At 68.0% G+C, this 24,604-nt stretch carries 23 protein-coding genes and 1 pseudogene; 10 read left to right on the forward strand and 14 right to left on the reverse strand.

Annotated elements, in window-relative coordinates; genetic code table 11:
* Window positions 1-56 precede the first annotated feature (56 nt).
* The 5 genes and pseudogenes from A9K58_RS03145 to A9K58_RS03165 form a co-directional block, all read left to right on the forward strand.
* Entirely contained in the window at window positions 57-950 is an 894-nt protein-coding gene (locus A9K58_RS03145) for a LysR family transcriptional regulator ArgP (RefSeq protein WP_065197947.1), read from the forward strand.
* A 78-nt stretch (window positions 951-1,028) separates the two neighbouring features.
* Complete coding sequence (locus A9K58_RS03150) at window positions 1,029-2,435, forward strand: TolC family protein (protein WP_065197948.1); 1,407 nt, start codon at window positions 1,029-1,031, stop codon at window positions 2,433-2,435.
* Window positions 2,428-3,441: an HlyD family secretion protein gene (locus A9K58_RS03155; RefSeq protein ID WP_065197949.1), complete on the forward strand. Its 1,014-nt coding sequence runs from the start codon at window positions 2,428-2,430 to the stop codon at window positions 3,439-3,441. Before A9K58_RS03150 ends, A9K58_RS03155 begins: the two co-directional genes overlap by 8 nt.
* A complete protein-coding gene (locus tag A9K58_RS03160; RefSeq protein WP_065197950.1) occupies window positions 3,426-4,613 on the forward strand; it encodes an ABC transporter permease in 1,188 nt (395 codons plus the stop codon). The genes A9K58_RS03155 and A9K58_RS03160 overlap by 16 nt, the downstream gene beginning before the upstream one ends.
* A pseudogene (locus A9K58_RS03165) lies at window positions 4,610-5,735 on the forward strand (ABC transporter permease); the annotation flags it as partial. The gene A9K58_RS03160 and the pseudogene A9K58_RS03165, both read left to right, overlap by 4 nt.
* A 45-nt stretch (window positions 5,736-5,780) precedes the next feature.
* Here the strand turns inward: A9K58_RS03165 and A9K58_RS03170 are convergent.
* Together A9K58_RS03170 and A9K58_RS03175 are read right to left on the reverse strand one after the other, a co-directional pair.
* Entirely contained in the window at window positions 5,781-7,157 is a 1,377-nt protein-coding gene (locus A9K58_RS03170; protein ID WP_065197952.1) for a hypothetical protein, read from the reverse strand.
* Window positions 7,158-7,297: 140 nt separating this feature from the next.
* The gene (locus A9K58_RS03175; RefSeq protein ID WP_065197953.1) at window positions 7,298-7,666 is read right to left on the reverse strand and encodes a glycine zipper 2TM domain-containing protein; all 369 of its coding nucleotides are present in this window, start codon (window positions 7,664-7,666) and stop codon (window positions 7,298-7,300) included.
* A 620-nt stretch (window positions 7,667-8,286) separates the two neighbouring features.
* Between A9K58_RS03175 and mutS the strand changes: the two genes are divergently transcribed.
* The 3 genes from mutS to katG all read left to right on the forward strand — a co-directional run bounded on the left by mutS (window position 8,287) and on the right by katG (window position 14,060).
* Window positions 8,287-10,878 (forward strand): DNA mismatch repair protein MutS, encoded by a 2,592-nt coding sequence (gene mutS, locus A9K58_RS03180; protein ID WP_155760415.1) that lies wholly within the window; start codon window positions 8,287-8,289, stop codon window positions 10,876-10,878.
* Window positions 10,879-11,067: 189 nt separating this feature from the next.
* The gene (locus A9K58_RS03185; protein WP_065197954.1) at window positions 11,068-11,679 is read left to right on the forward strand and encodes a DUF937 domain-containing protein; all 612 of its coding nucleotides are present in this window, start codon (window positions 11,068-11,070) and stop codon (window positions 11,677-11,679) included.
* A 143-nt stretch (window positions 11,680-11,822) separates the two neighbouring features.
* Window positions 11,823-14,060 (forward strand): catalase/peroxidase HPI, encoded by a 2,238-nt coding sequence (katG, locus tag A9K58_RS03190; protein WP_065197955.1) that lies wholly within the window; start codon window positions 11,823-11,825, stop codon window positions 14,058-14,060.
* A gap of 93 nt (window positions 14,061-14,153) precedes the next feature.
* Here the strand turns inward: katG and A9K58_RS03195 are convergent, their stop codons facing one another.
* Together A9K58_RS03195 and A9K58_RS03200 are read right to left on the reverse strand one after the other, a co-directional pair.
* On the reverse strand, window positions 14,154-14,561 hold the full coding sequence (locus A9K58_RS03195; RefSeq protein WP_065197956.1) for an RNA-binding S4 domain-containing protein: 408 nt from the start codon (window positions 14,559-14,561) through the stop codon (window positions 14,154-14,156).
* A 9-nt stretch (window positions 14,562-14,570) separates the two neighbouring features.
* Window positions 14,571-14,810, reverse strand: coding sequence for a hypothetical protein (locus tag A9K58_RS03200; RefSeq protein ID WP_065197957.1), 240 nt, complete (start codon window positions 14,808-14,810; stop codon window positions 14,571-14,573).
* 62 nt (window positions 14,811-14,872) lie between these two features.
* On the opposite strand from A9K58_RS03200, the gene A9K58_RS03205 reads away from it, so the two are divergent.
* Window positions 14,873-16,333, forward strand: a complete 1,461-nt coding sequence (locus A9K58_RS03205; protein WP_065197958.1) for an MATE family efflux transporter — start codon at window positions 14,873-14,875, stop codon at window positions 16,331-16,333.
* 68 nt (window positions 16,334-16,401) lie between these two features.
* Here the strand turns inward: A9K58_RS03205 and A9K58_RS03210 are convergent, their stop codons facing one another.
* The 10 genes from A9K58_RS03210 to ffh all read right to left on the reverse strand — a co-directional run bounded on the left by A9K58_RS03210 (window position 16,402) and on the right by ffh (window position 23,476).
* Complete coding sequence (locus A9K58_RS03210) at window positions 16,402-16,812, reverse strand: DUF1801 domain-containing protein (RefSeq protein ID WP_065197959.1); 411 nt, start codon at window positions 16,810-16,812, stop codon at window positions 16,402-16,404.
* Between the two features lie 38 nt (window positions 16,813-16,850).
* Window positions 16,851-17,285 (reverse strand): DUF1801 domain-containing protein, encoded by a 435-nt coding sequence (locus A9K58_RS03215; protein WP_065197960.1) that lies wholly within the window; start codon window positions 17,283-17,285, stop codon window positions 16,851-16,853.
* 79 nt (window positions 17,286-17,364) lie between these two features.
* Entirely contained in the window at window positions 17,365-17,745 is a 381-nt protein-coding gene (locus A9K58_RS03220; protein ID WP_065197961.1) for a DUF6404 family protein, read from the reverse strand.
* A gap of 82 nt (window positions 17,746-17,827) precedes the next feature.
* Entirely contained in the window at window positions 17,828-18,229 is a 402-nt protein-coding gene (gene rplS / locus A9K58_RS03225; RefSeq protein WP_065197962.1) for a 50S ribosomal protein L19, read from the reverse strand.
* Window positions 18,230-18,384: 155 nt separating this feature from the next.
* A complete protein-coding gene (trmD, locus tag A9K58_RS03230; RefSeq protein ID WP_065197963.1) occupies window positions 18,385-19,143 on the reverse strand; it encodes a tRNA (guanosine(37)-N1)-methyltransferase TrmD in 759 nt (252 codons plus the stop codon).
* Window positions 19,144-19,151: 8 nt separating this feature from the next.
* Entirely contained in the window at window positions 19,152-19,664 is a 513-nt protein-coding gene (gene rimM / locus A9K58_RS03235) for a ribosome maturation factor RimM (protein WP_065197964.1), read from the reverse strand.
* A gap of 44 nt (window positions 19,665-19,708) precedes the next feature.
* Window positions 19,709-19,969 (reverse strand): 30S ribosomal protein S16, encoded by a 261-nt coding sequence (rpsP, locus tag A9K58_RS03240; RefSeq protein WP_005415733.1) that lies wholly within the window; start codon window positions 19,967-19,969, stop codon window positions 19,709-19,711.
* A gap of 89 nt (window positions 19,970-20,058) precedes the next feature.
* Window positions 20,059-20,880, reverse strand: coding sequence for an aminotransferase class IV family protein (locus tag A9K58_RS03245; RefSeq protein WP_065197965.1), 822 nt, complete (start codon window positions 20,878-20,880; stop codon window positions 20,059-20,061).
* Entirely contained in the window at window positions 20,877-21,953 is a 1,077-nt protein-coding gene (locus A9K58_RS03250) for an NAD(P)H-dependent flavin oxidoreductase (RefSeq protein WP_065197966.1), read from the reverse strand. Before A9K58_RS03250 ends, A9K58_RS03245 begins: the two co-directional genes overlap by 4 nt.
* A gap of 146 nt (window positions 21,954-22,099) precedes the next feature.
* On the reverse strand, window positions 22,100-23,476 hold the full coding sequence (gene ffh, locus A9K58_RS03255; protein ID WP_065197967.1) for a signal recognition particle protein: 1,377 nt from the start codon (window positions 23,474-23,476) through the stop codon (window positions 22,100-22,102).
* Between the two features lie 122 nt (window positions 23,477-23,598).
* On the opposite strand from ffh, the gene A9K58_RS03260 reads away from it, so the two are divergent.
* Window positions 23,599-24,393, forward strand: coding sequence for a cytochrome C assembly family protein (locus A9K58_RS03260; RefSeq protein WP_065197968.1), 795 nt, complete (start codon window positions 23,599-23,601; stop codon window positions 24,391-24,393).
* Window positions 24,394-24,604: the final 211 nt, after the last annotated feature.

The following is a 24,604-nucleotide window of genomic DNA, read 5'->3' on the forward strand; positions in this document are numbered from 1 at the left end:
GTTAAGACAATCTGATTTTTCTTTATCCTGTGCAGAAAATCTGAAGAGCCACCTGCATGGACCTGGTACATCCGCAACTGGCCGCGTTTGCCGCAGTGCTGGAGGAAGGCAGCTTCGAGGCCGCCGCACGCCGCCTGTCGATCAGCCCGTCGGCACTGTCGCAACGGATCAAGGCACTGGAGGACCGGCTTGGCCAGGTGCTGCTGGTCCGCCAGGCGCCGTGCCGCCCGACCGCCGCCGGCCAGGCACTGCTGCGCCGGGTACGGCCGATGCAGGCTCTTGAAGCCGAGGCACTGGCCGAACTGCTGCCCGAGCGCGGCCGCGAGGCCGGACGAACGCCGATCCCGCTGGCGGTCAACGACGACTCCCTCGATACCTGGTTCGTGCCGGCCATTGCCGACCTGCACCGGCGCCATGGCTACCTGTTCGACCTGCGCATGGACGACCAGGACCACACCCTGCAGATGCTGCGCGATGGCAGCGTGCTCGGCGCGGTCACTGCGGAAGGGCAACCGGTGAAGGGCTGCAACGTGCATCCGCTTGGCGCCATGCGCTACCACGCCATCGCCTCGCCGGGCTTCGCCCGCCAGTACTTCAGCGAAGGCATGCAGGCCGCGGCCCTGGCCGGCGCACCGATGCTGGTGTTCAACCGCAAGGATGAGCTGCAGTGGCGCTTCGTGCGGCGGCTGACCCGCGCACGCCTGCAGCCGCCGCTGCACTACCTGCCCTCCTCCACCGGATTCGTCGAAGCCGCTTCGTGCGGACTCGGCTGGGGCATGGCCCCGGAAACCCTGGTCGCGCCCGCCGTGCGCGCCGGCCGGGTGGTGGTACTGGAGCCCCGCCGCTGGCTCGATGTGCCGTTGTACTGGCAGCACGCCGCGGTGCGCTCAAGCACGCTGCAGCACATCACCCACGCGCTGCGCACTGCGGCCAGCGGCACCCTGCGCTGAGGACGGGACGGTGACCGCAGACCCGGGCTTCACGCCAAGCGCACTACCGTTTGCGCACTTCTTTACTACTGGGACGGCATGAGCGTGATCGGCCGACGTACAGGGACGCACCGCGCGGGGGCCGCGCTGGCGCTGGCGCTGGTTACCTGCCTGCCACTCGCTGCGCCAGCGCAGGCCACCACCGATGCACCTGCATTGGACTGGGAGCAGGCACGGCAGCGGCTGGAACAGGTTTCCGATGCACTCGCTGCGGCCGACGCCGCCGTACGCAACAAACAGGACCTCCAGGAGGCTACGCGCCTGCTGCGCCTGCCGGAAATCACCGGCGAAGTGCGCCGCCTGCAGTTCCAGAAGACCCTGACCCTGCCGCTGGGTTCGCTGGCGCCGGTGGCCGAGGCCTATGGCATCGATTCCCCGCTGTCGTTCACCGAGCGCGACTGGCGCACGCGCCCGGTGGTGACCGCAGTGCTGCCGCTGTACACCGGCGGCGTCATTCCGGCGGCGCAACGTGCCGCCAGCGCCGCGCACGACCAGGCCAGTGCCGAGCGCGAAGCACAGCGCCAGTCGTTGACCGTGCAACTGGCCCAGGCCTACTTCGGGCAGCGACTGGCCGAACAGGCGGTGGACGTGCGCCGTGACGTGCGCGATGGCCTCAACCGCCACCTGTCCGACGCGGAGAAGCTGGAACGCGAGGGCTTCGCCACCCGCGCCCAGCGCCTGCAGGCCACCGTCGCCCGTGACAAGGCCGAGCGCGAGTACCAGAAGACGGTGAACGACCTGGCCACGCTGAAGGCCGCGCTGGCCACACTGCTGCGCAGTGGCGGCGAAGTGCAGCCGGTGTCGCCGCTGTTCGTGCAGCGTGCGCCGCTGGAACCGGTGGCCAGCTTCGAGCGCACCGCGCAGGCACGGCAGCCGCAGATCGCACGCCTGCGGGCGATGGTGGCGCAGGCCGAACAGGGCGTGCGCGTGCAGCAGGCCAAGCTGAAGCCACAGATCTTCGCCTTCGGCCAGTACGACTTCCACCGTCGCGACGAGATGCTGACCGATCCGGACTGGGCGTTCGGCATCGGCCTGAAGTACACCTTCCTGTCGCCGAGCTCGCGGCCGGCGCAGATCAGCGCCGCGCGTGCGCAGCAGGACCAGGCCGAAGCCGGGCTGCGCGAGGCCGAGAACCAGGTCGCGCTGGGCGTCCGCAAGGCCTGGAACGAACTGGAAACGGCGCGCCAGCAGTTCGTGCTGCTCGACAGCAGCATTGCCCAGGCCCAGGAAAACCTGCGCCTGCAGGAGCTGGCCTTCCGCGAAGGCCAGGCCACCTCGCTGGACGTGATCGATGCACGGCTCGGCCTCGGCGGAGCCCGCGTCGAGCGCGCGCAGGCCGCCTACCAATACGATATTGCCCTGGCGCAGTTGCTGGAGGTCAGTGGACAGATGGACCGTTTCGAAGAATTCCGGCGGCGTGCGGACGAGGTGATCGACCATGAGTGACGTGCTGCACGACGAAGCGACCACACCCCCGGGCAAGCGCCGGTTGGGACCGATCCTGATCGCAGTGCTGCTGCTCGCGGTGGCGCTGGGGCTGTGGCTGGCCTGGCGCAGCCCGGGCGAGCAGATCCAGGGCATGGCCGATGCGGACACGATCAACGTGGCCGCCAAGATCACCGCGCGCGTGGCCGAACTGAAGGTGCGCGAGGGTGACCGCGTGCAGCCCGGGCAGATGCTGTTCCTGCTCGACAGCCCGGAAGTGGCCGCCAAGGAGCAGCAGGCACACGGCGCATTGGCCGCCGCGCAGGCGGTGGCCGACAAGGCCGACGAAGGCGCGCGCAGCGAGGATATCCGTGCCGCCGAGGCGAACTGGAGGCGCGCCGAAGCGGGGGCGACGCTGGCCGAAGCCACCTACCGGCGCGTGCAGAACCTGTTCAACGAAGGAGTGATGACCCGGCAGAAGCGCGATGAAGCGCACGCCCAGGCCACCAGCTCGCGCGAACTGGCCCGTGCCGCCCGCGCGCAGTACGACATGGCGCTGGCCGGCGCGCGCGAGCAGGACAAGCGCGCCGCCCAGGGCCAGGTGCAGCAGGCGCAGGGCGCGGTGGCCGAGGTCAACGCCGCGCGTGCCGAAGTCGAAGGGCGTGCGCCGATGGCAGGTGAAATCAACAAGCGCATGGCCGATCCGGGCGAACTGGTACCGGCCGGCTATCCGGTGTTCACCCTGGTCGACATCGATCGCATGTGGGTGGCAATGAACCTGCGCGAATCGCAGATGCAGGGCCTGAAAGTCGGCAGCAAGCTGCGCGGCAGCGTGCCGGCGCTCGGCCAGGACGGCGAGTTCGAGGTCTACTTCATCAACCCGGCCGGTGACTATGCGACCTGGCGGACCACCCGCCAGTCGTCCGGCTATGACGTCCGCAGCTTCGAGGTGCGGGTGCGCCCGGTACGCCGCATCGAGGGCTTCCGCCCCGGCATGAGCGTGCTGTTCGCATGGCCCCAGCACTGAACCCCGGCCGCGGTGGCTTTGCCGCCTCCTGGCGGCGCGAGCTGCGCGTACTGCGCGGCAACCGCGCCGACCTGATGCTGGTCACCGTGCTGCCCCTGCTGATGCTGGCGGTGATGGCGTGGATGTTCACGCCCTCGGTGATGCGCGACATCCCGATCGCCGTGGTCGACCTTGACCACAGCAGTGACAGCCGCCTGCTGCTGCGCATGCTCGACGCCAGCCCCGGCGTGCGCGTCGCCAGCCAGCCGATCGACCTCGAAGAGGCACGTTCGCAGCTGCGCAGGCTGGACGTGTTCGCGATCGTGCTGGTGCCGCGCGACGTCACCCGGCAGGCGTTGCGTGGGCGCCAGGGCACGGTGTTTTCCTATTACAACGCCACCTACATGACCACCGGCCAGTCGGCGTCGCGCGACATCGGCGACGCGGTTTCCGCATGGAATGCACGCCTGCTGCGCGAGCGCATCGGCCTGCAGGTCGGCCCGGGCAAGCTGCGTGCGGCGCCGATCGCGGTGCAGTCGGACATCCTGTACAACCCGGCGCGCAGCTACGAATTGTTCCTGCTGCCACTGATCTTCCCGGCCGTGCTGTCGCTGGTACTGGCACTTGCGGTGGCCGGCAGCCTCGGCCGCGAGATCCGCGACGGCACCCTGCCCGCCTGGCTGGGTCGCACGCGGTGGTCGGCGATTGCCGGCAAGGTCGCGCCGTACCTCCTGCTGTTCTCGCTGTATGGCGCGCTCAGCATCGGTTACCTGGCCTGGCTGCGCGGCGATGGTGTGGCGGGCAGCGTGCTCCTGCTGCTGCTCGCACAGCCACTGTTCTACCTGGCCACGGCCGCCTATGCCCTGTTCTTCGTCGGCGTCACCCGCGACATGGGCACCGCGCTGTCCGCAGTCGGCCTCAGCATCGGCACCGCATTGGCGTTCTCCAGCGCCACCTTCCCGGTGCTGGACGGCCCTCTGTTCACCCGCATCTGGCATCAACTGCTGCCGCTCAGCGCCTACATCAAGCTGCAGACCCAGCAGCAGTTCATCGGTTCGCCGCTGCAGGTTTCGGTATGGCCGCTGGCCACGCTGTTGTTGATGACGGTGGTGGCCGGTGGCATCGGCGGCCTGCGCCTGATTGCATTTGCGCGCACACCTGCCCCCGCACAACCCGCAGGGGCTGACGCATGAGAGCGCTCTGGCGCAGCCTGCGGCAGACCCTGATGGCGGTGCTGTGCGACCGCTACGCCATCGTCGTCATGGTCGGCGCGGTGATCCTGTACTCGTTCTTCTACCCGGCCGCGTACCGCCACCAGGTGGCCGGCAACCTGCCGGTGCTGGTGGTGGACGAAGACCACAGCGCAACCAGCCGTGAGCTGCTACGCAAACTCGACGCGCTGCGCGTTGCACGCGTGGTCGGGCAACCGGCGCACATCGACAGCGCACGCCAGCAGCTGGAGGCCGGCCAGGCCGAAGGCATCGTGCTGATTCCGGCCAACCTGGAGCGCGACATCCTGCGCGGCCAACCGGCCAGGCTGGTACTGCTTGGCAACGGCGCATACCTGGGCCGCGCCAGCTGGGTGCTGGGCAGCGTGGCCGATGCACTGGGCGCGTTCGGGCGTGACGCTGTGGTCGGCCAGGCCGCCTTCATGGGCGCCCCGCAGGCACCACCGGTCACGCTGGTGCAGCGCCCGCTGTACAACACGCAGGAGGGCTATGGCAGCGCCATCGTGCCCGGCGTGGCCGAGCTGATCGTGCACCAGACCCTGCTGATGGGTATCGGCGTCCTGCTCGGCGGCCGGCGCCTCGCACTCGGCCGGCGCCTGCGCTTCGACCTGCCGACGTTGACCGGCATGGCACTGGGCTTCTGCCTGATCGGCCTGTTCGGCCTGTTCTGGTATGCCGGTTTCACCGCCTGGGTGCAGGACTATCCTCGCGGCGGCAATCCACTGGGCCAGCTGCTCGGCGGCACATTGTTCATTGCCGCCACGGTGGCCTTCGGCCTGTTCATCGGCAGCTTCTTCCGCACCCGCGAACGGGCATTCCAGTACATCATCGCCACCTCGATCCCGCTGTTCTTCCTGGCCAACCTGTCGTGGCCAGCGGTGATGACGCCACAACCGCTGGTGTGGCTCGCGCAGCTGCTGCCGACCACCTCGGGCATCAACCTGATGGTGCGCCTGAACCAGATGGACGCCCGCCTGGCCGACGTCAGCCACGAACTGATCACCCTGGCCATCCTGTTGCTGCTCTACGGCGGCCTCGCCACCCGGCGCCTTCTCACCCCAAAAGGGGACGGAGGGGATTAAGTCGCAAACGCCAAGGGAGGATTGCCACTTGCGTCCCTCGGTCCGATCTTTACGGGTCCGGGGCATACCAGAACGGGATACGGAACGCACGACGCCGCCCCGCGCCCCGCTCGCCTCCCGTGGCATTCCAGACCAGATCCAGATCGTGGCGGCCGGGCGCCAGGCCCGCTGTGGGCAGGTAGCCCACCAGGCCGCGCATGTCGAGGTCGCGCCGCTCCATGGGCACGAAGTCATGCAGATCGACCGGGGCACCATCCAGCTCCACCTGCCAGAGCCTGGACAGGCACTCCACCGCCGCATCGGCGGCCTGCTGCCCGGTTGCCTCGTTGCGCGCCTCAGGCAATGCCGTGCAATGGCGGCGAGCCAGCGGGTTGTCGCGCTGCGGGCGATGGGGAATGAACACGCGGAGGCGCGAACCGCTGATCGTGTCCGACGGGATCATCGGATACGGCAGCAACAGATCGTGCGGCGAGCGCATCGATTCGTAATGTGCACTCAGCATGCCGTGCTCGACCGCTGCTTCGGTGACCACCTGGTAACGGTTGAACAACGAGAACTTCAACGAGCCCATCACCTGCACGGCCGCCAGCAGCATCGCCACCAGCACCGCGAACAGATAGGCGGCCATGAACGAACGCGAGCGCAGGTTGCTCTGCATGGTCAGCTGCATGGTCTGCATCAGGCGCAGCAGCGGAACCCGTTGCAGCGCCGCCAGCAGGCCCTGCAGCAGCCGCTGGGGGCGCTCATGAGGCTGCCCGCGTACCCGCCGACGTGCGATCGCCTTTTCCAGCATGCCGGGAATGATGGCCAGCGCCAGCATTGCGGCCAGCACGGTGCACAGGACAAGCATGGCGATGTCGTGCGAGCCGCCGGACAGTGCGCCGATCACCATCGCCAGGCCAAGCGTGAGGACGGCCAGCACCAGGGTGCCCGCCAGTGTCTGCACCGCGAGCAGGGTGGTCGAGAACAACATCGTTGCCAGGCGGTCGGCGCGTTCGATGCTGCCGTCGAGGCCACCATCCCGGGCCTGCAGGAAAGCGCGCGTGACCGCCCCCATCCTCGGCGAGCGGTCCCAGTCGATGCCGCCGGGGAAGTGCGACCTGAGGCCGATCAGGCCAATCCAGTAGCCACGTACCGTGAGGTGGATGATCAATGCCACCGCCAGCACATAGCACATGCCGACACTGATACTGAAACCGAACCAGAGCATCTGGAAGTACATGCCTTCGGTGTGCAGGCTGCTGCGTGCCCAGGCATCGAACAGATAGCCCGGCACTGCCAGCAGCGCGAATGCCAGCAGGCCCGAAATGAACAGTTCGAGTTCATCGGTGCGCTCGCGCAGGCGACCTGATCGTATCGCCGCTTCCGGCACCGGGTCATGCCCGGTGAGCGGTGCCGGTGTAGGGGCCGGGGCCGGTTCGTTCACTGGACGTTCATCCCTTGGAGTCGGCGCAGTATAGGCACGGTGCCCGAGCCTGCGATACGGGTCCGGAACGACGAACGCCGGCACGGGGCCGGCGTTCGGGTACTGCGCTGCTGGCAGGGAATCGCGTCAGGCAGGCCGCATCAGCGGTAGACCCGTTCGCAGCGGCGTTCAACCACGCGGTCGCCGGTCTTCTGCTGGTGGTTGCCCTGTATCTGCCGGCCCGCCGCACCACCGGCGACAGCGCCTGCCACGGTGGCCAGCTTCTTGCCATTGCCGCCGCCCACCTGGTTGCCCAGCAGGCCACCGATCACTGCGCCTGTGGCAGTACCGGCGATACGGTTGGGATCGCGCGAGTTGCGCTGCATTTCCACGTTCTTGCAGACCACGCGACTGCCGTCGTTGAAGCGGCGTCCCTCGTCTCGCGGCCCATAGCTCTGCGCACTGGCCACCGACGTTGCCGCCAGCAGGGTGCTCAGTACAAACAGTCGGGTCGAGGTCTTCATGGCCATCTCCTGAGTTGCGGTATGGCGCAAGTGTCCCCCCGGGGTTGGCAACCAGAAGTGAAATGCACGTATCCACAGCCTCACCGGCCATCGCGCGTTCAGATGGAAACACCGGCGCAGGCATCAACCTTCGCATCCTCAGGACGGGCACTGTCGGCCGTGCACCGACACCAGGCCGGATCAGCGTACCCATGAAGGGAAGCGGCGGTTCGGCGGCTCGCGCAGTACAGCAGGTATGCGCAATACGACGCCACGAAGGACATCCCCTGCCGCGAGGAGTTCGAACGAACCAGGCCTTTTCATGTCCACCCGTTCCAGGATCTTTGTCTCCAACATCACGCCCCGTGATGGGCGTCGCCGGGCCGCGCTCCAGCGGCGCCCTGGCCTGCTGGCTTTCATCGGGTCCGGGTTGCTGCGTCAACATTCCTGCCTTGGCTGGCGTGTGGCCGGCCTGGCCGCAGAGCTGGGCCTGCATCCGGGGCACCGGTTGTGGCAGCCCGCGGTTGCCAGCCACTGGCAGCGGGCACGCCACGCGTGAGCTGCGCTACCCGTTACCATGGACGCCCCATACCTGGTCCGCCGCGCAGCCTCCGGCGCGCGCGCGGACGCCCTGATCCACGAGTCCCATGTCCAAAGACAAGTCCGCCGAACACACCCCGCTGATGAAGCAGTTCTTCGCAGCCAAGTCCGAGTACCCGGATCTGCTGCTGTTCTTCCGCATGGGCGACTTCTACGAGCTGTTCTATGACGACGCGCGCAAGGCCGCGCGCCTGCTCGACATCACCCTGACCCAGCGAGGCAGCTCCGGCGGCGCGCCGATCCCGATGGCCGGCGTACCGGTGCATGCCTACGAAGGTTACCTGGCACGCCTGGTGGCGTTGGGCGAGTCGGTGGCGATCTGCGAGCAGATCGGTGACCCTGCGCTGGCCAAGGGCCTGGTCGAACGCAAGGTGGTGCGCATCGTCACCCCCGGTACCGTCACCGACGAAGCACTGCTGGACGAACGCCGCGACACCCTGCTGATGGCGCTCTCGCGCAGCAGGCAGGGCTATGGCCTGGCCTGGGCCGACCTGGCCGGTGGCCGCTTCCTGGTCAACGAAGTGGATACCGACGACGCACTGGAAGCCGAACTGGCACGGCTCGAGCCGGCCGAGCTGCTGGTGCCCGACGAGGAGAACTGGCCGGAGTTCCTGCGCCAGCGCAGCGGCGTACGCCGCCGTGCGCCCTGGCTGTTCGACGCCGACAGCGGCCGCCGCCAGTTGCTGAATTTCTTCAAGCTGCATGACCTCAGCGGCTTCGGTATCGACGACAAGCCGCGCGCCACCGCCGCAGCCGGCGCGCTGCTCGGCTATGTCGAGGAAACCCAGAAGCAGCGCCTGCCGCACCTGACCTCGATCGCGATGGAGACCGCCGGCGAGGCGATCGCGATGAACGCCGCCACCCGCCGCCACCTGGAGCTGGACACGCGGGTCGACGGTGATACCCGCAACACCCTGCTGGGCGTACTCGACAGCACGGTCACGCCGATGGGCGGCCGCCTGCTGCGCCGCTGGCTGCATCGCCCGCTGCGCCTGCGCGAGGTGCTGGTACAGCGCCATCATGCGGTGGAAACACTGATCGATCGCGGTGCGGACGCCGACATCCGCGAGCAGTTCCGCCGCCTCGGCGACCTGGAACGCATTCTCACCCGCGTCGCGCTGCGCTCGGCGCGCCCGCGCGATTTCTCCACGCTGCGTGATGGCCTGGGCCTGCTGCCGGCCGTGCGCGAGGTGCTGGCACCGCTGGACTCGCCGCGCCTGCAGGCCCTGCATGCCGCGCTTGGCGAACACGATGAGTGCGCGCAGCTGCTGGCCCGCGCCATCGCCGAGATGCCGCCGCTGAAACTGAGTGATGGCGGTGTGCTGGCCGATGGCTTCGATGGAGAGCTGGACGAACTGCGCCGCCTGTCCACCCACGCCGACCAGTTCCTGGTCGACCTGGAACTGCGCGAACGCGAGAGCAGCGGCATCCCCACCCTGAAGGTGGGCTACAACCGCGTGCATGGCTACTACATCGAGATCAGCAAGGGCCAGTCCGACCGCGCGCCCGTGCATTACACCCGCCGCCAGACGCTGGCCAACGCCGAACGCTACATCACTGAAGAACTGAAGGCATTCGAGGACAAGGTGCTGTCCGCGCGCGACCGTTCGCTGGCGCGCGAGAAGTACCTGTACGAGCAGCTGCTGGACATCCTCGGTGAATGCCTGGAACCCCTGAAGCAATGTGCTGCGGCGTTGAGCGAGCTGGACGTGCTCGCCGCCTTCGCCGAACGCGCGCAGGCGCTGGACTGGGCGCGCCCGGAGCTGCAGGCCGAGCCGTGCCTGAAGATCGAACGCGGCCGCCACCCGGTGGTCGAAGCGGTGCGCGAGCAGCCCTTCGAGCCGAACGACCTGGACCTGCATCCGGACCGTCGCATGCTGGTCATCACCGGCCCGAACATGGGCGGTAAATCGACCTACATGCGGCAGAACGCGCTGATCGTGCTGCTGGCCCATATCGGCAGCTTCGTGCCGGCCAGCCGAGCGGTGATCGGCCCGATCGACCGTATCCTGACCCGCATCGGTGCCGGCGACGACCTCGCCCGCGGGCAGTCGACCTTCATGGTCGAGATGGCCGAGACCAGCTACATCCTGCACCACGCCACTGCTCATTCGCTGGTACTGATGGACGAGATCGGCCGCGGCACCTCCACCTACGATGGCCTGGCGCTGGCCGACGCGGTGGCTCGCCACCTCGCGTACCAGAACCGCTGCTACACGCTGTTCGCCACCCACTACTTCGAACTGACCACGCTGGCCGACGAGCAGCATGAAGGCGGCCGCAGCGGCATCGCCAACGTGCACCTGGATGCGGTCGAGCACGGCGAGGCGCTGGTGTTCATGCATGCAGTGAAGGACGGCCCGGCCAACCGCAGTTTCGGCCTGCAGGTGGCGGCGCTGGCCGGCCTGCCGCGGGCCACCGTGGCGCAGGCGCGGCGCAGGCTGGCCGAGCTGGAACAGCGAGGAGGCGAAAGCCATGCGGCCGAACTGGCACCGCAGGCACTGGATGCCCCGCAGCAGTTCGGCCTGTTCAGTACGCCGCCGAGCAAGGCCCAGGAAGCGCTGGCCGCGATCGACCCGGACGAGTTGACCCCGAAGCAGGCGCTGGAAGCGCTGTACCGGCTGAAGGCGCTGCTGTAATCGATGCAGGTCCGGCCTGGTGCAGCCGGGCATGGGTCCGGCTCTACAGCCAACGCCCCTGTAGAGCGTGGCCCATGCCCGGCAAGGCCGAGCCTGCCGTCGGATGGCCCCGTCATGAGGCCTTCGCATTCCCGTCGTGCACGCGGCGTTATGCTCGGGCGGACCTACCTTCACCCGCCGGAGATCGCCATGAATACCCAGTCCCTTGCTGCATCCCTCTTCCAGCAACTGCAGCAAGGCCAGGGCCTGCAGCAGGTATCCCAGCAGCTGGGCCTGGACAGCACCCAGGCCAGCCAGGCTGTGGGTAGCGCACTTCCCCTGCTGCTCGGCGCAATGGGCCAGAACGCCAGCAAGCCGGAGGGCGCACAGTCGTTGCTGAACGCACTGCAGCGTGACCATCTCGGCGGCGGCGGCGGCGGTGGTGGTTTCGATCTGGGCAGCCTCCTTGGCGCGGTGATGGGCGGCGGCGGCAGCGGCGCCACCGACGGTGCCGGGATCCTCGGACACGTCTTCGGCAGCCAGCAACCGCAGGCCGCTCAGGTACTCGGCGAGAAAACCGGCCTGGACAGTGGCACATCCAGCAAGCTGCTGGCGATCCTCGCCCCCATCGTCATGTCGTTCCTGGCCCAGCGCTTCGCCCAGAGCGGCAACGCCGGCCAGCTCAGCCAGGCCCTGGGCCAGGAAGCACAGGCGTCCGGCGGCCTCGGCAGCGTGCTGGGCGGCGCACTCGACCAGGATGGCGACGGCCAGTTCGGCGCCAGCGACCTGCTCAAGCTCGGCGCCGGACTGCTCAAGCGCTGATCGCGCACAACAGTCCAAGCCCTGTCATTGATAGGCAGTCACTATCGCATCCGTTGAATCAATCGAATTTACCCGCCACCAGGCCATGCCTATGGTGGAAGCGATCCCGATTCAAACGTTCGCCAGTCCACAGGTAGAGACCCATGAAAAGCGAAGCGAAGTGCCCCTTCAACCATGCCGTCGTCGGTGATGCGACGACCAACCGCGACTGGTGGCCGAACCAGTTGCGCGTGGACCTGCTCAACCAGCACTCCTCGCGCTCCAATCCGCTCGACAGCGGGTTCGATTACGCCAAGGCCTTCGGCGCCCTGGACTACAACGCGCTGAAGGCCGACCTGAAAGCGTTGATGACCGACTCCCAGGACTGGTGGCCGGCCGATTTCGGCCACTACGGCGGCCTCTTCATCCGCATGGCCTGGCACAGTGCGGGCACCTACCGCATCGGCGATGGCCGCGGTGGCGGTGGCCGGGGCCAGCAACGCTTCGCCCCGCTCAACAGCTGGCCGGACAACGTCAGCCTGGACAAGGCACGGCGCCTGCTGTGGCCGATCAAGCAGAAATATGGCCAGGCCATCTCCTGGGCCGACCTGCTGATCCTGACCGGCAACGTCGCCCTGGAGTCGATGGGCTTCAAGACGCTGGGCTTCGCCGGCGGCCGTCCGGACACCTGGGAACCCGACCAGGACGTGTACTGGGGCCGCGAGACTACCTGGCTGGGGGGCGATGTGCGCTACAGGCATGGCTCCGAAGGCGTCGACGGCCACGGCGTGCTGGTATCCGATGACGACGCCGATGGCGACGTGCATTCGCGCAAGCTGGAGAATCCGCTGGCTGCGGTGCAGATGGGCCTGATCTACGTGAACCCCGAGGGCCCGGACGGCAATCCCGATCCGGTGCTGGCCGCGCACGATATCCGCGATACCTTCGGGCGCATGGCGATGGACGATGAGGAAACCGTCGCCCTGATCGCCGGTGGCCACAGTTTCGGCAAGACCCACGGCGCCGGACCGGCCGACAACGTCGGCAAGGAGCCGGAGGCCGCCGGACTGGAGAGCCAGGGCCTGGGCTGGGCCAACAGCTTCGGCAGCGGCAAGGGAGCCGACACCATCACCAGCGGCCTGGAAGTGACCTGGACACGCACGCCCGCACAATGGAGCCACGACTTCTTCGAGATCCTGTTCGGCAACGAATGGGAACTGACCCGAAGCCCGGCCGGTGCCCACCAGTGGGTCGCCAAGAACGCGGACGCGGTGATTCCCGACGCGCATGACCCGTCGAAGAAGCGCCGCCCGACCATGCTCACCACCGACCTGTCGCTGCGGATGGACCCGGCCTACGAGAAGATCTCGCGGAAGTTCCTCGCCGATCCACAGGCCTTTGCCGACGCCTTCGCCCGTGCCTGGTTCAAGCTGACCCATCGCGACATGGGCCCGCGCAGCCGCTACCTGGGCCCGGAAGTACCGGCCGAGGAATTCATCTGGCAGGACCCGCTGCCGGCCGCGAAGCATCCGCTGATCGACGCCCGCGACATTGCCACGCTGAAGCAGAAGATCGCGGCGACCGGCCTGGGCGTGTCGGAACTGGTGTCCACCGCGTGGGCCTCGGCCTCGACCTTCCGCGGCTCGGACAAGCGCGGTGGTGCCAACGGTGCACGCGTGCGGCTGGCACCGCAGAAGGACTGGGCCGTCAACCAGCCACAGCAGTTGGCCAGGGTGCTGGCCGAACTGGAGAAGGTGCAGGCCGAATTCAACGGCGCCGGCGGCAGGCAGGTCTCGCTGGCCGACCTGATCGTGCTGGCCGGTGGCGTGGGTATCGAACAGGCCGCCAGGGCCGGCGGCCATCAGGTCAGTGTGCCGTTCACTCCGGGCCGCACCGATGCCAGCCAGGAACAGACCGATGTCGACGCGTTTGCGGTGCTGGAACCCGTTGCCGATGGTTTCCGCAATTACCTCAAGGGCGCGTACAGCGTGCCGGGCGAAGCGTTGCTGGTGGACAAGGCACAGCTGCTGACCCTGACCGCACCGGAGATGACCGTGCTGGTGGGTGGACTGCGGGTGCTGGGCGCCAACGTAGACGGCAGCCGGCACGGCGTGTTCACCGAGCGGCCGGGCGTGCTGAGCAACGACTTCTTCGTCAACCTGCTGGACATGGGCACGCAATGGAAGCCCACCGCCCGCGAGACCTACGAAGGCAGTGACCGGCGTACGGGCGCAGCGCGCTGGACCGGCACCCGTGCCGATCTGGTGTTCGGCTCCAACGCGGTGCTGCGTGCGCTGGCCGAGGTCTATGCCAGCGCCGATGGCGGCAAGAAGTTCGTGCAGGATTTCATTGCGGCCTGGACCCGGGTGATGGAACTGGACCGCTACGACCTGCACGGTTGAGCGACGCAGTCAACGGGGCCGGCACAATGCCGGCCCCGGCGTCAGGACGGCGCGGGGCCACGTGCAAGCGCAAGGCCGGATCATCCGCTGCGGTCAGAGCGCGTCGATATCCCCCAACGCACGGATCAGGCGTCGCGCCCGCTTGTCCGGCTTGTGCTCCGGCGCCTGGTAGCCGTCGCGTGCCGCGATGCGCAGCGCACGCTGCTCGGCGCGCCGTGCCCTGGAGGCCTCGCTTTCCACATACAGCTGCTGCGCGACCGGCGCCGGCCCACGCTGGTCACTCAGGCGCAGCACCTGGATCTCGAAATGCTCCTCGCCCCGGTCGACCTGCAGTTGCTCGCCCACGCGCACCGCGCGCGACGACTTGGGACGTTGCCCGGCCACGCTGACCTTTCCGGTTTCGATGGCCTGCTTGGCCAGGCTGCGGGTCTTGAAGAATCGGGCCGCCCACAGCCATACATCCAGGCGGACGCTGGGCGACAGCGGGGAAAGCTCAGTCATCGGTGTGCACTACTCCGTTCGCTTGTTCAGGGGACGTGGGTTGTCGGGGTCGGTGCGGCAGCCGCTGCCCCCGATCAGCGCCGGCACGCCAGCGGACAGGTCCTGGCGCTGGCTGCCGACCAGGCACTCCGGGCGGTCGGTGGGCCGCACCTGGCTGTCACCCAGCCGGTCACCTGTCGAACATGCGGCCAGCGCAGCGCCGATCAAGCCCAGCACCAGCGTCCGTTTCACCTGCTGTCGTCGATGCATTGCCACACCCTGCAAACCGGCTTGATGCTAGTGTGCGCCTCCCGGGAATGGATCACCACTCGATGGCCAAAGCGCCGCTTGACCTGACCTCCGGCCCGATCGGGCGCAATCTCCTGCTGTTCTCCCTGCCGATCCTGGCGGGCAACATCGCGCAGTCGCTGAATGGTTCGGTGAACGCGGTGTGGGTAGGGCGCTTCCTCGGCGAGGCGGCACTGACCGCGACCGCGAACGCCAACAACATCATGTTCTTCCTGATCGGCTCGGTGTTCGGCTTCGGCATGGCCTCGACCATCCTGATCGGCCAGGCCATCGGCGCGCGCGACATCGCCCAGGCGCGGCGCGTGGTTGGCACCAGCGCCACCTTCTTCATCGGACTTTCCGTGATCATCGCCATCGCCGGCTGGTTCATGGCCCACCCGCTGCTGGCAGCGATGGGCACACCGGCCGCGTCGCTGCCGCTGGCCGAGGCCTACCTGCGCATCATCTTCCTGGCCATGCCAACGCTGTATGCGTTCGCGTTCCTCAGTGCAGCCCTGCGCGGCGCCGGCGATTCGCGCACGCCGTTCCGCTTCCTGCTGGTTTCAGTGGTGCTGGACATCGCATTGAATCCGCTGCTGATCTTTGGCATCGGCCCCTTGCCGCGCCTGGGCATTGCCGGCTCGGCCTGGGCGACGCTGGTGTCGCAGAGCCTGTCGCTGGCCGGCCTGCTGCTGTACATGCGCCACAAGCGGCACACGCTGTGGCTGGGCCGTGCCGACATGCACCTGTTCAGGCTCGACCTGGCCATCCTCAGGGCGCTGGTGGTGAAGGGCGTGCCGATGGGCCTGCAGATGGTGCTGATCTCCCTGTCGGTGATCCTGCTGATGACCATGGTCAACCAGTACGGCACCGACACTGCGGCGGCCTACGGTGCTTCGCTGCAGCTGTGGAACTACGTGCAGATGCCGGCAATGGCGATCGGGGCCGCATGTTCATCGATGGCCGCGCAGAACGTCGGCGCACAGCGCTGGGACCGCGTGCGCGGCACCGCGCGCAAGGGCGTGCTGTTCAATTTCCTGCTGACCGGTTCACTGATCCTGCCCCTGGTCCTGCTGGATCAGTTCTCGTTGGCCTTGTTCCTGCCCCAGGGCAGCGAGTCGCTGCAGATTGCCCGCCACCTCAACCACGTGGTGATCGGCTCATTCCTGTTCTTCGGCGTCAGCTTCGTCATTTCCGGCGTGGTGCGCTCGACCGGTGCGGTGATTCCACCGCTGCTGATCCTGGCCGGCTCGCTGTGGGGCGTGCGCGTGCCGTTCGCCGAATTCCTGCAACCCTACTGGGGCGCAGACGCGATCTGGTGGAGCTTCCCGGTCAGCTCGCTGGTGTCGATGCTGCTGTCACTGGCCTATTACCGCTGGGGTGGCTGGCGCAGGGCAAGGATGCTCGGCGCGTCATCGCATGCTGAGGAACTGGCCACGCCTTCGGAAGTCCCGGCCTGCCCGCCCTCGCCGGTGGCCGACCCGGATGCGGCACCGCCACGGTGAGGTGGGTGCGGACCGTTGGTCCGCACAGGCCTGTCAGCCGAGCATGGGCTCGGCTCTACAGAAGACGGTCAGCGCTTCTTCTTTTTCGCAGCGTTGAACGCCGCCGCTGCGCGCATCAGCGCCTTCAATGCCGTGGCATTGGGCATCGCACCTTCATGGATGTCGATCGCGCGCCGCGTGTTGCCGTCCAGGCTGGCGTTGAACAGGCCTTTCGGATCCGCCAACGCGGCACCATGGGCGAAGGTCAGCTTCACCGCCTGCCGGTAGGTTTCGCCGGTACACAGGATTCCGTTGTGCTCCCACACCGGGGTGCCGCGCCACTTCCAGCTTTCCTGCACATCGGGCAGCGCTTCATGGATCAACGCGCGCACGCGCGCCAGTGTTTCACCACGCCAGTCGCCCAGTTCGGCGATGCGCGCATCGATCAGTTCGGCCGCCGGGGTTCCGGCATCGGCAGGGTTCGGCGAGTGGGTGGTCATCTGGATGCTCTCGTCAGCGGGAAATTCGGAACGGGGGCTTACATGCGCTCGCCGGGCAGCGCGGCGGCCTGGCGCACCCAGTCGAGGAATCGTGCTTCATCGAGCACGTCGTCCTGCTGGATATGCAGGTAGCGCGTATCGGCGCTTCTGGATGGCTCGGGCGGCATGGGCACCAGTGCAGCACCGCGGAAGAACGCCACCTTGATGTAGCGGGTGAAGCAATGGAAGCTGAGGAACCAGCCTTCGCCCGGGGCAGCCGCGTACATCGGCGAGTTCCACCTGACCGCCTTGTGCACGCCAGGCACGGCCTGCTCGATCAGCGCATCCAGCCGCGTGCCGATCGGCCGTTTCCAGTCCGGCATCGCAGCGATATAGGCCTGCACCGGAGCATCGCCCTCGCCCTTGGCGATCTGGGGATTGCCGCCGGACAGCAGCTTGGGCGCGGCAGGGGGTGCGGTTCGCTTGGCTGGCATCGCACGGCAGGTCCATCGGGATGACGTTGAAGCCTAGCGCGGCCCGTGCCTGTGGGTCACGGCGCGGTGCGCCATCGGCTCAGCCTTCCTGCCGGGCACGGAACTGCCGCCAGTCCGGCAGCCTGCGCTGGCGGCGCAGCGACCGCATCAACGCTGCCATCACGATGCCGAACAGGGCCCCGGCCAGCAGCCCCATCGCCAGCAGCAGCGCGAGCGGGCGTTCGCTGCCCTGCCAGAGCAGCAGCCACATCAGGCTGGTCCAGAACAGCCCGAACAGCGAGCCCTGGACCAGCGCATTGGTGCCAAATCCGGCCAGGATCGGCGGAGGGAGCGCGATGCGCAGACGCCACAGCAGGCGATGCAGCAGGGGGGCCGACTGCGCGCGTGCCAGCCCCTTGTCATCAAGAAAGCGCAGCGCCGATTGGATCACGACGGGATAGTGCGGATTGACGTCATTCATCACCCGATCGTGGCCGATGCAATGCCGGAAACGCAAACGGCCACCCGAAGGTGGCCGTCGCGGCAACAACCGGAGTTGTTTATCAGGCCTTTTCGGCCAGACGGGCAGCCTTGGCCTGCGCGGCGGCAGCCAGGTCTTCCTTGATGCGGGCAGCCTTGCCTTCCAGGCCACGCAGGTAGTACAGCTTGCCGGCGCGGACCTTGCCGCGGCGCTTCACTTCGACCGAGTCGATGATGGCGCTGTGGGTCTGGAAGACGCGCTCGACGCCGTAGCCGTGCGAGATCTTGCGGACGGTGAACGACGAGTTCAGGCCGGCGTTCTTGGTCGCGATCACAACGCCTTCGTAGGCCTGCACGCGCTCACGGTTGCCTTCCTTCACCTTCACGTTGACGACAACGGTGTCGCCCTGGCTGAACTTCGGCAGTTCGCGGGTGATCTGGGCGGATTCGAATTCCGCGACGATGGACTTGTTCAGCTTGCTCATGGGTTGCACCGATTCTGTGTTCGGGTGGGCGTGTCGTTTCGACAACGTGGGCTCATGCAGTCACCGGACTGTGCTGCACGTTTGTTGTGGGTACTGCGCGCGCCGGCCGAGGCTGGCGGTAATTGGCCATGATAGCCCAGATGGCAGGCCCTGCGCTAGGGGCCAGCCTTCTGTTTCTGGGCCTGGCGGCCCTGTTCCAGCAATTTGCGGTCGGCCTTGCCCAGCGCCTGTTCATCCAGCAGGTCGGGACGCCGCTGGGCGGTACGCAGCAGCGACTGCTGGCGGCGCCAGGCCGCGATGGCCGCATGGTTGCCTGAACGCAGCACCTCCGGCACGTCACCCAGCGGATGCTGGGCCGGCTGGCTGTAATGCGGGCAGTCGAGCAGGCCAAGATCGCCCTCGAAGCTGTCCTGCGCCGCAGATTCAGCATCGTTCAGGGCGCCCTCCTGCAGGCGCGCCACGGCGTCGATGATCACTGCGGCGCCCAGCTCGCCACCGGACAGCACGTAGTCGCCAAGGGAAATTTCCTCGTCGACGTTCGCGTCCAGAAAACGCTCGTCGATACCCTCATAGCGGCCGCACAGCAGGACCATGCGTGGCAGCGCCGCCAGTTCGCGCACCTTGGCCTGGGTCAACGGCGCGCCCTGCGGGCTCAGGTAGATCACCCGCGCCGGGGTCGGATCGGCGTCGCGGATCGCCTGCAGGCAGGCCTGCAGCGGCTCGATCAGCATCACCATGCCCGGGCCACCACCGAACGGTCGGTCGTCCACCCGGCGGTAGTTGCCTTCGGCGTAATCACGGGGATTCCAGCCATGCAGGCTGAACAGGCCCTTCTCCTGCGCACGCCCGACCACGCCCAGCCCAGCGGACTGGGCGATGAACTCGGGGAACAGGGTGATGACGTCGAAACGCATGCGCTTGCTCAGAACTCGGGGTCCCAGTCGACCACGATCAGGTTGGCCTCGAAGTCGACCGATCTGACGAAGTCCGGCTGCACGAACGGAATCATCCGCTCGCGGTCACCGCGGACCACCACCACGTCGTTGGCGCCGGTGCTGAACAGGTGCGAGACCTGGCCCAGGGCGACACCCTCAGTGGTCTTCACGTCCAGGCCTTCCAGGTCCACCCAGTAGTACTCGTCGGGTTTCGGCGGCGGCAAGGCGCTGCGGGCCACGTAGATCTCGGTGCCGCGCATCGCTTCGACCACGTCGCGATCCTCGACGCCGGGGAAACGGGCGACCAGGTGCTTGCCACTGTCGCGGCCACGCACGCCTTCAATCGTCGTTTCCACGCCGGACGGGCTGCGCACGATCCACGGCTGGTAACGGAAAATGGCGGAGCGTGGCTCGGTCCAGGACTCGAGCTTGATCTCGCCGCGCACACCAAAAGCGCCGACTACCCTGCCCAGCAGGATGCGGCGCTCGATATCTTTCATCTGCTTCAACCAAGAGGGCCACGCCGAAGCGTGGCCCGTCAGGATCAGGCCGCAGCGGCCTGGGACTTGGTCGCTTCCTTGATCAGGTTGCGGACCTTGTCGGTCGGCTGGGCGCCGTTCTTGACCCAATGGTCAACGCGGGCCAGGTCCAGCTCGATGCGCTTCTCGGCGCCCTGGGCGACCGGGTTGTAGAAGCCAACGCGCTCGATGTTGCGGCCGTCGCGCGCGCTGCGCACGTCGGTGACGATGATGTGGTAGAACGGACGCTTCTTGGCGCCGCCGCGGGTCAGTCGGATCTTGACCATGGTGTTTTTCCTATTGCCCAGTCGCCAGGATGGCGAGGTAAGCGGACGATTATAGCGGCAGAGCCCGGCCGAGCCAACCCCGCCGGGGCTCACCTGGGGTCAGATCCCTTTTGCGCTGCAAAAGGGTCTGACCCCAATCTGTCCCAAGGCACCGCTGCCAGCACCGCCCTGCCCTGTTCAGCCAGCGCCTGCGAGCCGGGCAGCACGTGCCCGTCGATGGCTTCCAGCGCCCACAGTCCGCTGGCGTTGCAGGCAAAAGCGGCCTTCACGTGGGCCAGCTCCGCCAGCGCCAGCGGCCGTGTCAGCTGCGGGCCGGGCCAATGCTGCTTCAACAGCGCTTCGGCGGTCCCGCGCAGGGCCGGCGCCTGCGGCCAGAGCAGCCGTTCACCATCGTGCAGGGCCAGGTTCCAGGTGCCGCCTTCACTCACTTCGCCATCGGCGGTCACGAACAGCACATCGTCAAATCCGTCCGCCATCGCCGCGCGACGCTCGGCGAACAGGCCGAAGGTGCCCACATGCTTGATCTGCGGCAGTTCACGCTGCCAGGCCACGCTGCGCACACGCTTGGAGGCGGTCAACGTTACCGGCGCGGACACCGATACCAGCACGTCCACCGGCACCGCCGCCAGCGGGTTGCGGAAATCGAAGCGGCGCGAGTACACCGTCACCCGCAGCGAGGCATCGGCCAGGCCGGCCTGCTGCAGCGCCTGTGCCATCCAGCCTCGTACCTGCACCGTGTCCAGTTCGCTGCCGAACAGCGCATGCGTCGCCTGCGACAACCGCGCCAGGTGCAGGTCCAGTCCCTGCACTGCGCCGCCGCGCACCTGCAGCGAGGTGAAGTGGCCGTAGTTCACCAGTGCCGGCAGCAGGTCCTCCACCTGCGCCGGCCGGCCGTTGCAGCTCAGCGTCATGGCAGCAGTGTCTGCGCCTGTTCCCACATGCCGCGCAGCACGTCGGCGGCCGGCTGTGCCGGCGCCATCCACGCCGACTGCCCGGCCCAGGCCTGCATCGCCGCGAGACGATTTTCCTGCGCAGCCTGCCTGCGCATCGGCGCCGTCAGGCCGCGCTGCACCGGGTACGGACGCGGCGCGGGGGCGCCTTCCGCAGCGGCGGCGCGCACATAGGGGGTCGCCAGGCCGCGGCCGAGGCGACCACTGAAGGCGCGGGTTGGCCAGGCATCTTCCGGCTCGCTGGCGGCCAGCCCATCGGCCCATGCCGAGGCGATCGCCGCTTCCGGCGTACGCAGGAACGCGGTGCCGATCTGCACGGCGCTGGCCCCCAGCGTGAGTGCGGCAGCGATGCCACGGCCATCGGCGATGCCGCCCGCGGCAATCACCGGGATCTGCAGGTGATCGGCCAGGCGCGGCAGCAGGGCGAACAGGCCGACCAGCTGGCGCTCGGCCAGCGCCGGATCGAACGCGCCGCGATGGCCGCCGGCCTCGGCGCCCTGCGCCACTACCGCATCGGCACCGGCGTCCTGTGCCGCGCGCGCTTCGGACAAGGTGGTGGCACAGGCGATCCAGGCAATGCCGGCATCCTTCAACTGCTGCACGTGGCGCGGCAGCAGCACGCCCATGATCGTCGAGGCCACCGCCGGGCGTGCCGCCAGGAGTGCGGCGAACTGTTCCTCGAAATCGGCGGGCGTGGCATCGGCCGCGCTGGCCGGCACCTCCGGGCCCCACTGCGCGAGGAAGGTGCGGCTGGCGGCCTCGGCGGCGACATCCCGCGCCGGCGCCGGATCCGGCAGCCACAGGTTCACCTGCGCCGGGCCGCGGGAGGCCGCGCGGAAATCATCCATCCAGCGGCCTATATCGGCCGACGAGGACAGCACCGCGCCCATCGCCCCCATGCTGCCGGCGTTGGCCAGGGCGGCCGACAAGGAGACCGGACAGGCACCGGCCATCGGTGCCAGCAGGATCGGAACGGAAACGTCAAAGCGCCGGCAGAACGCCTGGACGCGGGAAGCTACAGCGGAACTCTGCATGACGGCCCATCGTTTCGGACAGGCCCCCATGGTGCGCGCAGCAGGGGGGTGGCGTCGAGCCCGTTGCCCGACCGCCTGCTGCGGCGCTTGCGCCGCCGCCCGAGCGTGGGCTCGGGCGCTACATCACACTGCGACCGGGGCCTTCATCAACGGAACGGCATGCCGCGGCCGCCCATGGCGCCCATCATGCCCTTCATGCTGCGCAACATGCCCTTCATGCCGCCGCCGGCCATCTTGCTCATCATCTTTTCCATCTGCATGTACTGCTTCATCAGCTTGTTGACGTCGGCGGGGGTCACGCCCGAGCCCCTGGCGATGCGCGCGCGGCGCGAGCCGTTGAGCAGGTTCGGATTGCGCCGTTCCTTCTTGGTCATCGAGCTGATGATGGCGATCATGCGCGGCACTTCCCTGCCCTGGCTGACCTGCTGCTTCAGGTGGTCGGGGATGTTGCCCAGGCCCGGCAGCTTGTCCATCAGGCCGCCAATGCCGCCCATGTTCTGCATCTGCTCCAGCTGGTCACGCATGTCGTTCAGGTCGAACTTCTTGCCCTTGGCGACCTTCTCGGCCAGCTTGGCCGCCTTGTCCTTGTCGACCTGCTGCTCGACCTGCTCGACCAGCGACAGCACGTCGCCCATGTCGAGGATGCGGCTGGCGATCCGGTCCGGGTGGAACACGTCCAGGCCGTCCGGCTTCTCGCTGACGCCGACGAACTTGATCGGCTTGCCGGTGATGTAGCGCACGCTCAGCGCGGCACCGCCACGGGCGTCACCGTCGGTCTTGGTCAGCACCACGCCGGTCAGCGGCAGCGCATCGCCGAAGGCCTTGGCGGTGTTGGCCGCGTCCTGGCCGGTCATGGCGTCGACCACGAACAGGGTTTCGGCCGGATTCACCGCGGCGTGCAGGGCCTTGATCTCGGCCATCATCGCTTCATCGATGGCCAGGCGGCCGGCGGTATCGACCAGCAGCACGTCGACGAAGGACTTGCGCGCGTCGTCGATGGCGGCGCGGACGATGGCTTCCGGCTTCTGGTCGGCGCTGGACGGGAAGAACAGCACGCCGACCTGCTCGGCCAGGGTCTTCAGCTGCTCGATCGCGGCCGGACGGTAGACGTCGGCCGAGACCACCATCACCTTCTTCTTGCGCTTTTCCTTCAGGTGCTTGGCCAGCTTGCCCACGGTGGTGGTCTTGCCGGCGCCCTGCAGGCCCGCCATCAGGATGATGGCCGGCGCGGGCACATTGAGGTTCAGGTCGCTGGCTTCGGCGCCCATCACCGCGGTCAGCTCGTCACGCACGACCTTGATCAGCGCCTGGCCCGGGGTCAGCGACTTCAGCACTTCCTGGCCGACCGCACGCACCTTGATGCGCTCGATCAGGGCCTGCACCACCGGCAGCGCGACGTCGGCTTCGAGCAGCGCGATACGCACTTCGCGGGTCGCCTCGCGGATGTTCTCCTCGGTCAGGCGGCCGCGGCCGCGCAGGCGCTCGATGGTGCCGGAAAGGCGCTGGGTCAGGGACTCGAACATGCGGTACGACCTGTCTGCAAACGGGGGACAATAAGGCACACAGTATAGCGGGTCCGCTCGCCTCCCCGGACTGCGACGCCGCAGCCGTCGCCACCGCCGCGGGGGTATGCGAAACTTCAACGATGACAATCGTTCTCATCGCCGCCCTGCTCTATCTGGCCGCCAGTGTCCTGCTGGTGCGCGCGCTCGGCCGCGATCAAGCCGCCGGGCCGGCCACCTGGCTGTGGCCGGCCCTGCCGGCGATGCTGCTGCATGGCGGCTACCACGTGATGGTGGCAATGCGTACCAGCGGCGGGCCGGACATGCACTTCTTCGCTGCGCTGTCGCTGGTCGGCCTGGGCATGGCCTGGCTGACCTCGCTGGTCGGCGCGCGCGGACGCATGTCGGCGTTGGGCGTGGTGGTGTTCCCGCTGGCCGCGGTGCTGCTGCTGGCCTATCACGGCTACGGCCACGAGCCGAGCAAGGTGCTGGGCTGGCGCCTGGCCAGCCACGCCTGGCTGGCGCTGCTGGCCTACGCCACGCTGAGCATCGCCGCGCTGCTGGCGATCATGCTGTGGCTGCAGGAACGCGCCCTGCGCCGCCGCGAGTTCCGGCCGTGGCTGCGTGCACTGCCGCCGCTGGCCGACCTGGAAGCGCTGCTGTTCCGGGTGATCGCCGTTGGCTTCGCGCTGCTGACCCTGACCCTGGTCACCGGCGTGCTGTTCGTCGACAACCTGCTGGCGCAGAAGCTGGTGCACAAGACCGTGCTGAGCGTGCTGTCGTGGATCGTGTTCGGCGTGCTGTTGTTCGGCCGCCGCCGCTATGGCTGGCGCGGGGTGAAAGCGGTGCACTGGACGCTGACGGCGATGGTATTGCTGCTGCTGGCGTTCTTCGGCAGCCAGTTCGTCATCGAACTGGTATTCGGGCATACGCGATAAAGCCGTGCCGACCCACGGTCGGCACCCACCGCGGTAGTGCCGGCTGCTGGCCGGCAACAGGGCCGCACCCTGCGTGGATGCCGCAGAAGGTCAAGGCAGCGGCTGCGCCAGGATCGTCCGCACCCATTTCTGGGTGGTGATGATGGTCCGTTGTAGAGCCGAGCCCATGCTCGGCTGCTTTCCGCGTGAGCCGAGCGCAGGCTCGGCTCTA

Source organism: Stenotrophomonas maltophilia (assembly GCF_001676385.1).
Classification (GTDB): Bacteria; Pseudomonadota; Gammaproteobacteria; order Xanthomonadales; family Xanthomonadaceae; genus Stenotrophomonas; species Stenotrophomonas maltophilia_J.

Coding starts and splice junctions, on each gene's coding strand:
- A9K58_RS03145 (WP_065197947.1), top strand. CDS start 57: ATGGACCTGGTACATCCGCAACTGGCCGCGTTTGCCGCAGTGCTGGAG.
- A9K58_RS03205 (WP_065197958.1), top strand. CDS start 14,873: ATGGCCAAAGCGCCGCTTGACCTGACCTCCGGCCCGATCGGGCGCAAT.
- A9K58_RS03245 (WP_065197965.1), bottom strand. CDS start 20,880: ATGACGCTGAGCTGCAACGGCCGGCCGGCGCAGGTGGAGGACCTGCTG.
- trmD (WP_065197963.1), bottom strand. CDS start 19,143: ATGCGTTTCGACGTCATCACCCTGTTCCCCGAGTTCATCGCCCAGTCC.
- A9K58_RS03155 (WP_065197949.1), top strand. CDS start 2,428: ATGAGTGACGTGCTGCACGACGAAGCGACCACACCCCCGGGCAAGCGC.
- A9K58_RS03160 (WP_065197950.1), top strand. CDS start 3,426: ATGGCCCCAGCACTGAACCCCGGCCGCGGTGGCTTTGCCGCCTCCTGG.
- A9K58_RS03260 (WP_065197968.1), top strand. CDS start 23,599: ATGACAATCGTTCTCATCGCCGCCCTGCTCTATCTGGCCGCCAGTGTC.
- A9K58_RS03150 (WP_065197948.1), top strand. CDS start 1,029: ATGAGCGTGATCGGCCGACGTACAGGGACGCACCGCGCGGGGGCCGCG.
- mutS (WP_155760415.1), top strand. CDS start 8,287: ATGTCCAAAGACAAGTCCGCCGAACACACCCCGCTGATGAAGCAGTTC.
- rpsP (WP_005415733.1), bottom strand. CDS start 19,969: ATGGTCAAGATCCGACTGACCCGCGGCGGCGCCAAGAAGCGTCCGTTC.
- A9K58_RS03210 (WP_065197959.1), bottom strand. CDS start 16,812: ATGACCACCCACTCGCCGAACCCTGCCGATGCCGGAACCCCGGCGGCC.
- rplS (WP_065197962.1), bottom strand. CDS start 18,229: ATGAGCAAGCTGAACAAGTCCATCGTCGCGGAATTCGAATCCGCCCAG.
- katG (WP_065197955.1), top strand. CDS start 11,823: ATGAAAAGCGAAGCGAAGTGCCCCTTCAACCATGCCGTCGTCGGTGAT.
- A9K58_RS03200 (WP_065197957.1), bottom strand. CDS start 14,810: ATGCATCGACGACAGCAGGTGAAACGGACGCTGGTGCTGGGCTTGATC.
- A9K58_RS03195 (WP_065197956.1), bottom strand. CDS start 14,561: ATGACTGAGCTTTCCCCGCTGTCGCCCAGCGTCCGCCTGGATGTATGG.
- A9K58_RS03185 (WP_065197954.1), top strand. CDS start 11,068: ATGAATACCCAGTCCCTTGCTGCATCCCTCTTCCAGCAACTGCAGCAA.
- A9K58_RS03175 (WP_065197953.1), bottom strand. CDS start 7,666: ATGGCCATGAAGACCTCGACCCGACTGTTTGTACTGAGCACCCTGCTG.
- A9K58_RS03215 (WP_065197960.1), bottom strand. CDS start 17,285: ATGCCAGCCAAGCGAACCGCACCCCCTGCCGCGCCCAAGCTGCTGTCC.
- rimM (WP_065197964.1), bottom strand. CDS start 19,664: ATGAAAGATATCGAGCGCCGCATCCTGCTGGGCAGGGTAGTCGGCGCT.
- A9K58_RS03250 (WP_065197966.1), bottom strand. CDS start 21,953: ATGCAGAGTTCCGCTGTAGCTTCCCGCGTCCAGGCGTTCTGCCGGCGC.
- ffh (WP_065197967.1), bottom strand. CDS start 23,476: ATGTTCGAGTCCCTGACCCAGCGCCTTTCCGGCACCATCGAGCGCCTG.
- A9K58_RS03220 (WP_065197961.1), bottom strand. CDS start 17,745: ATGAATGACGTCAATCCGCACTATCCCGTCGTGATCCAATCGGCGCTG.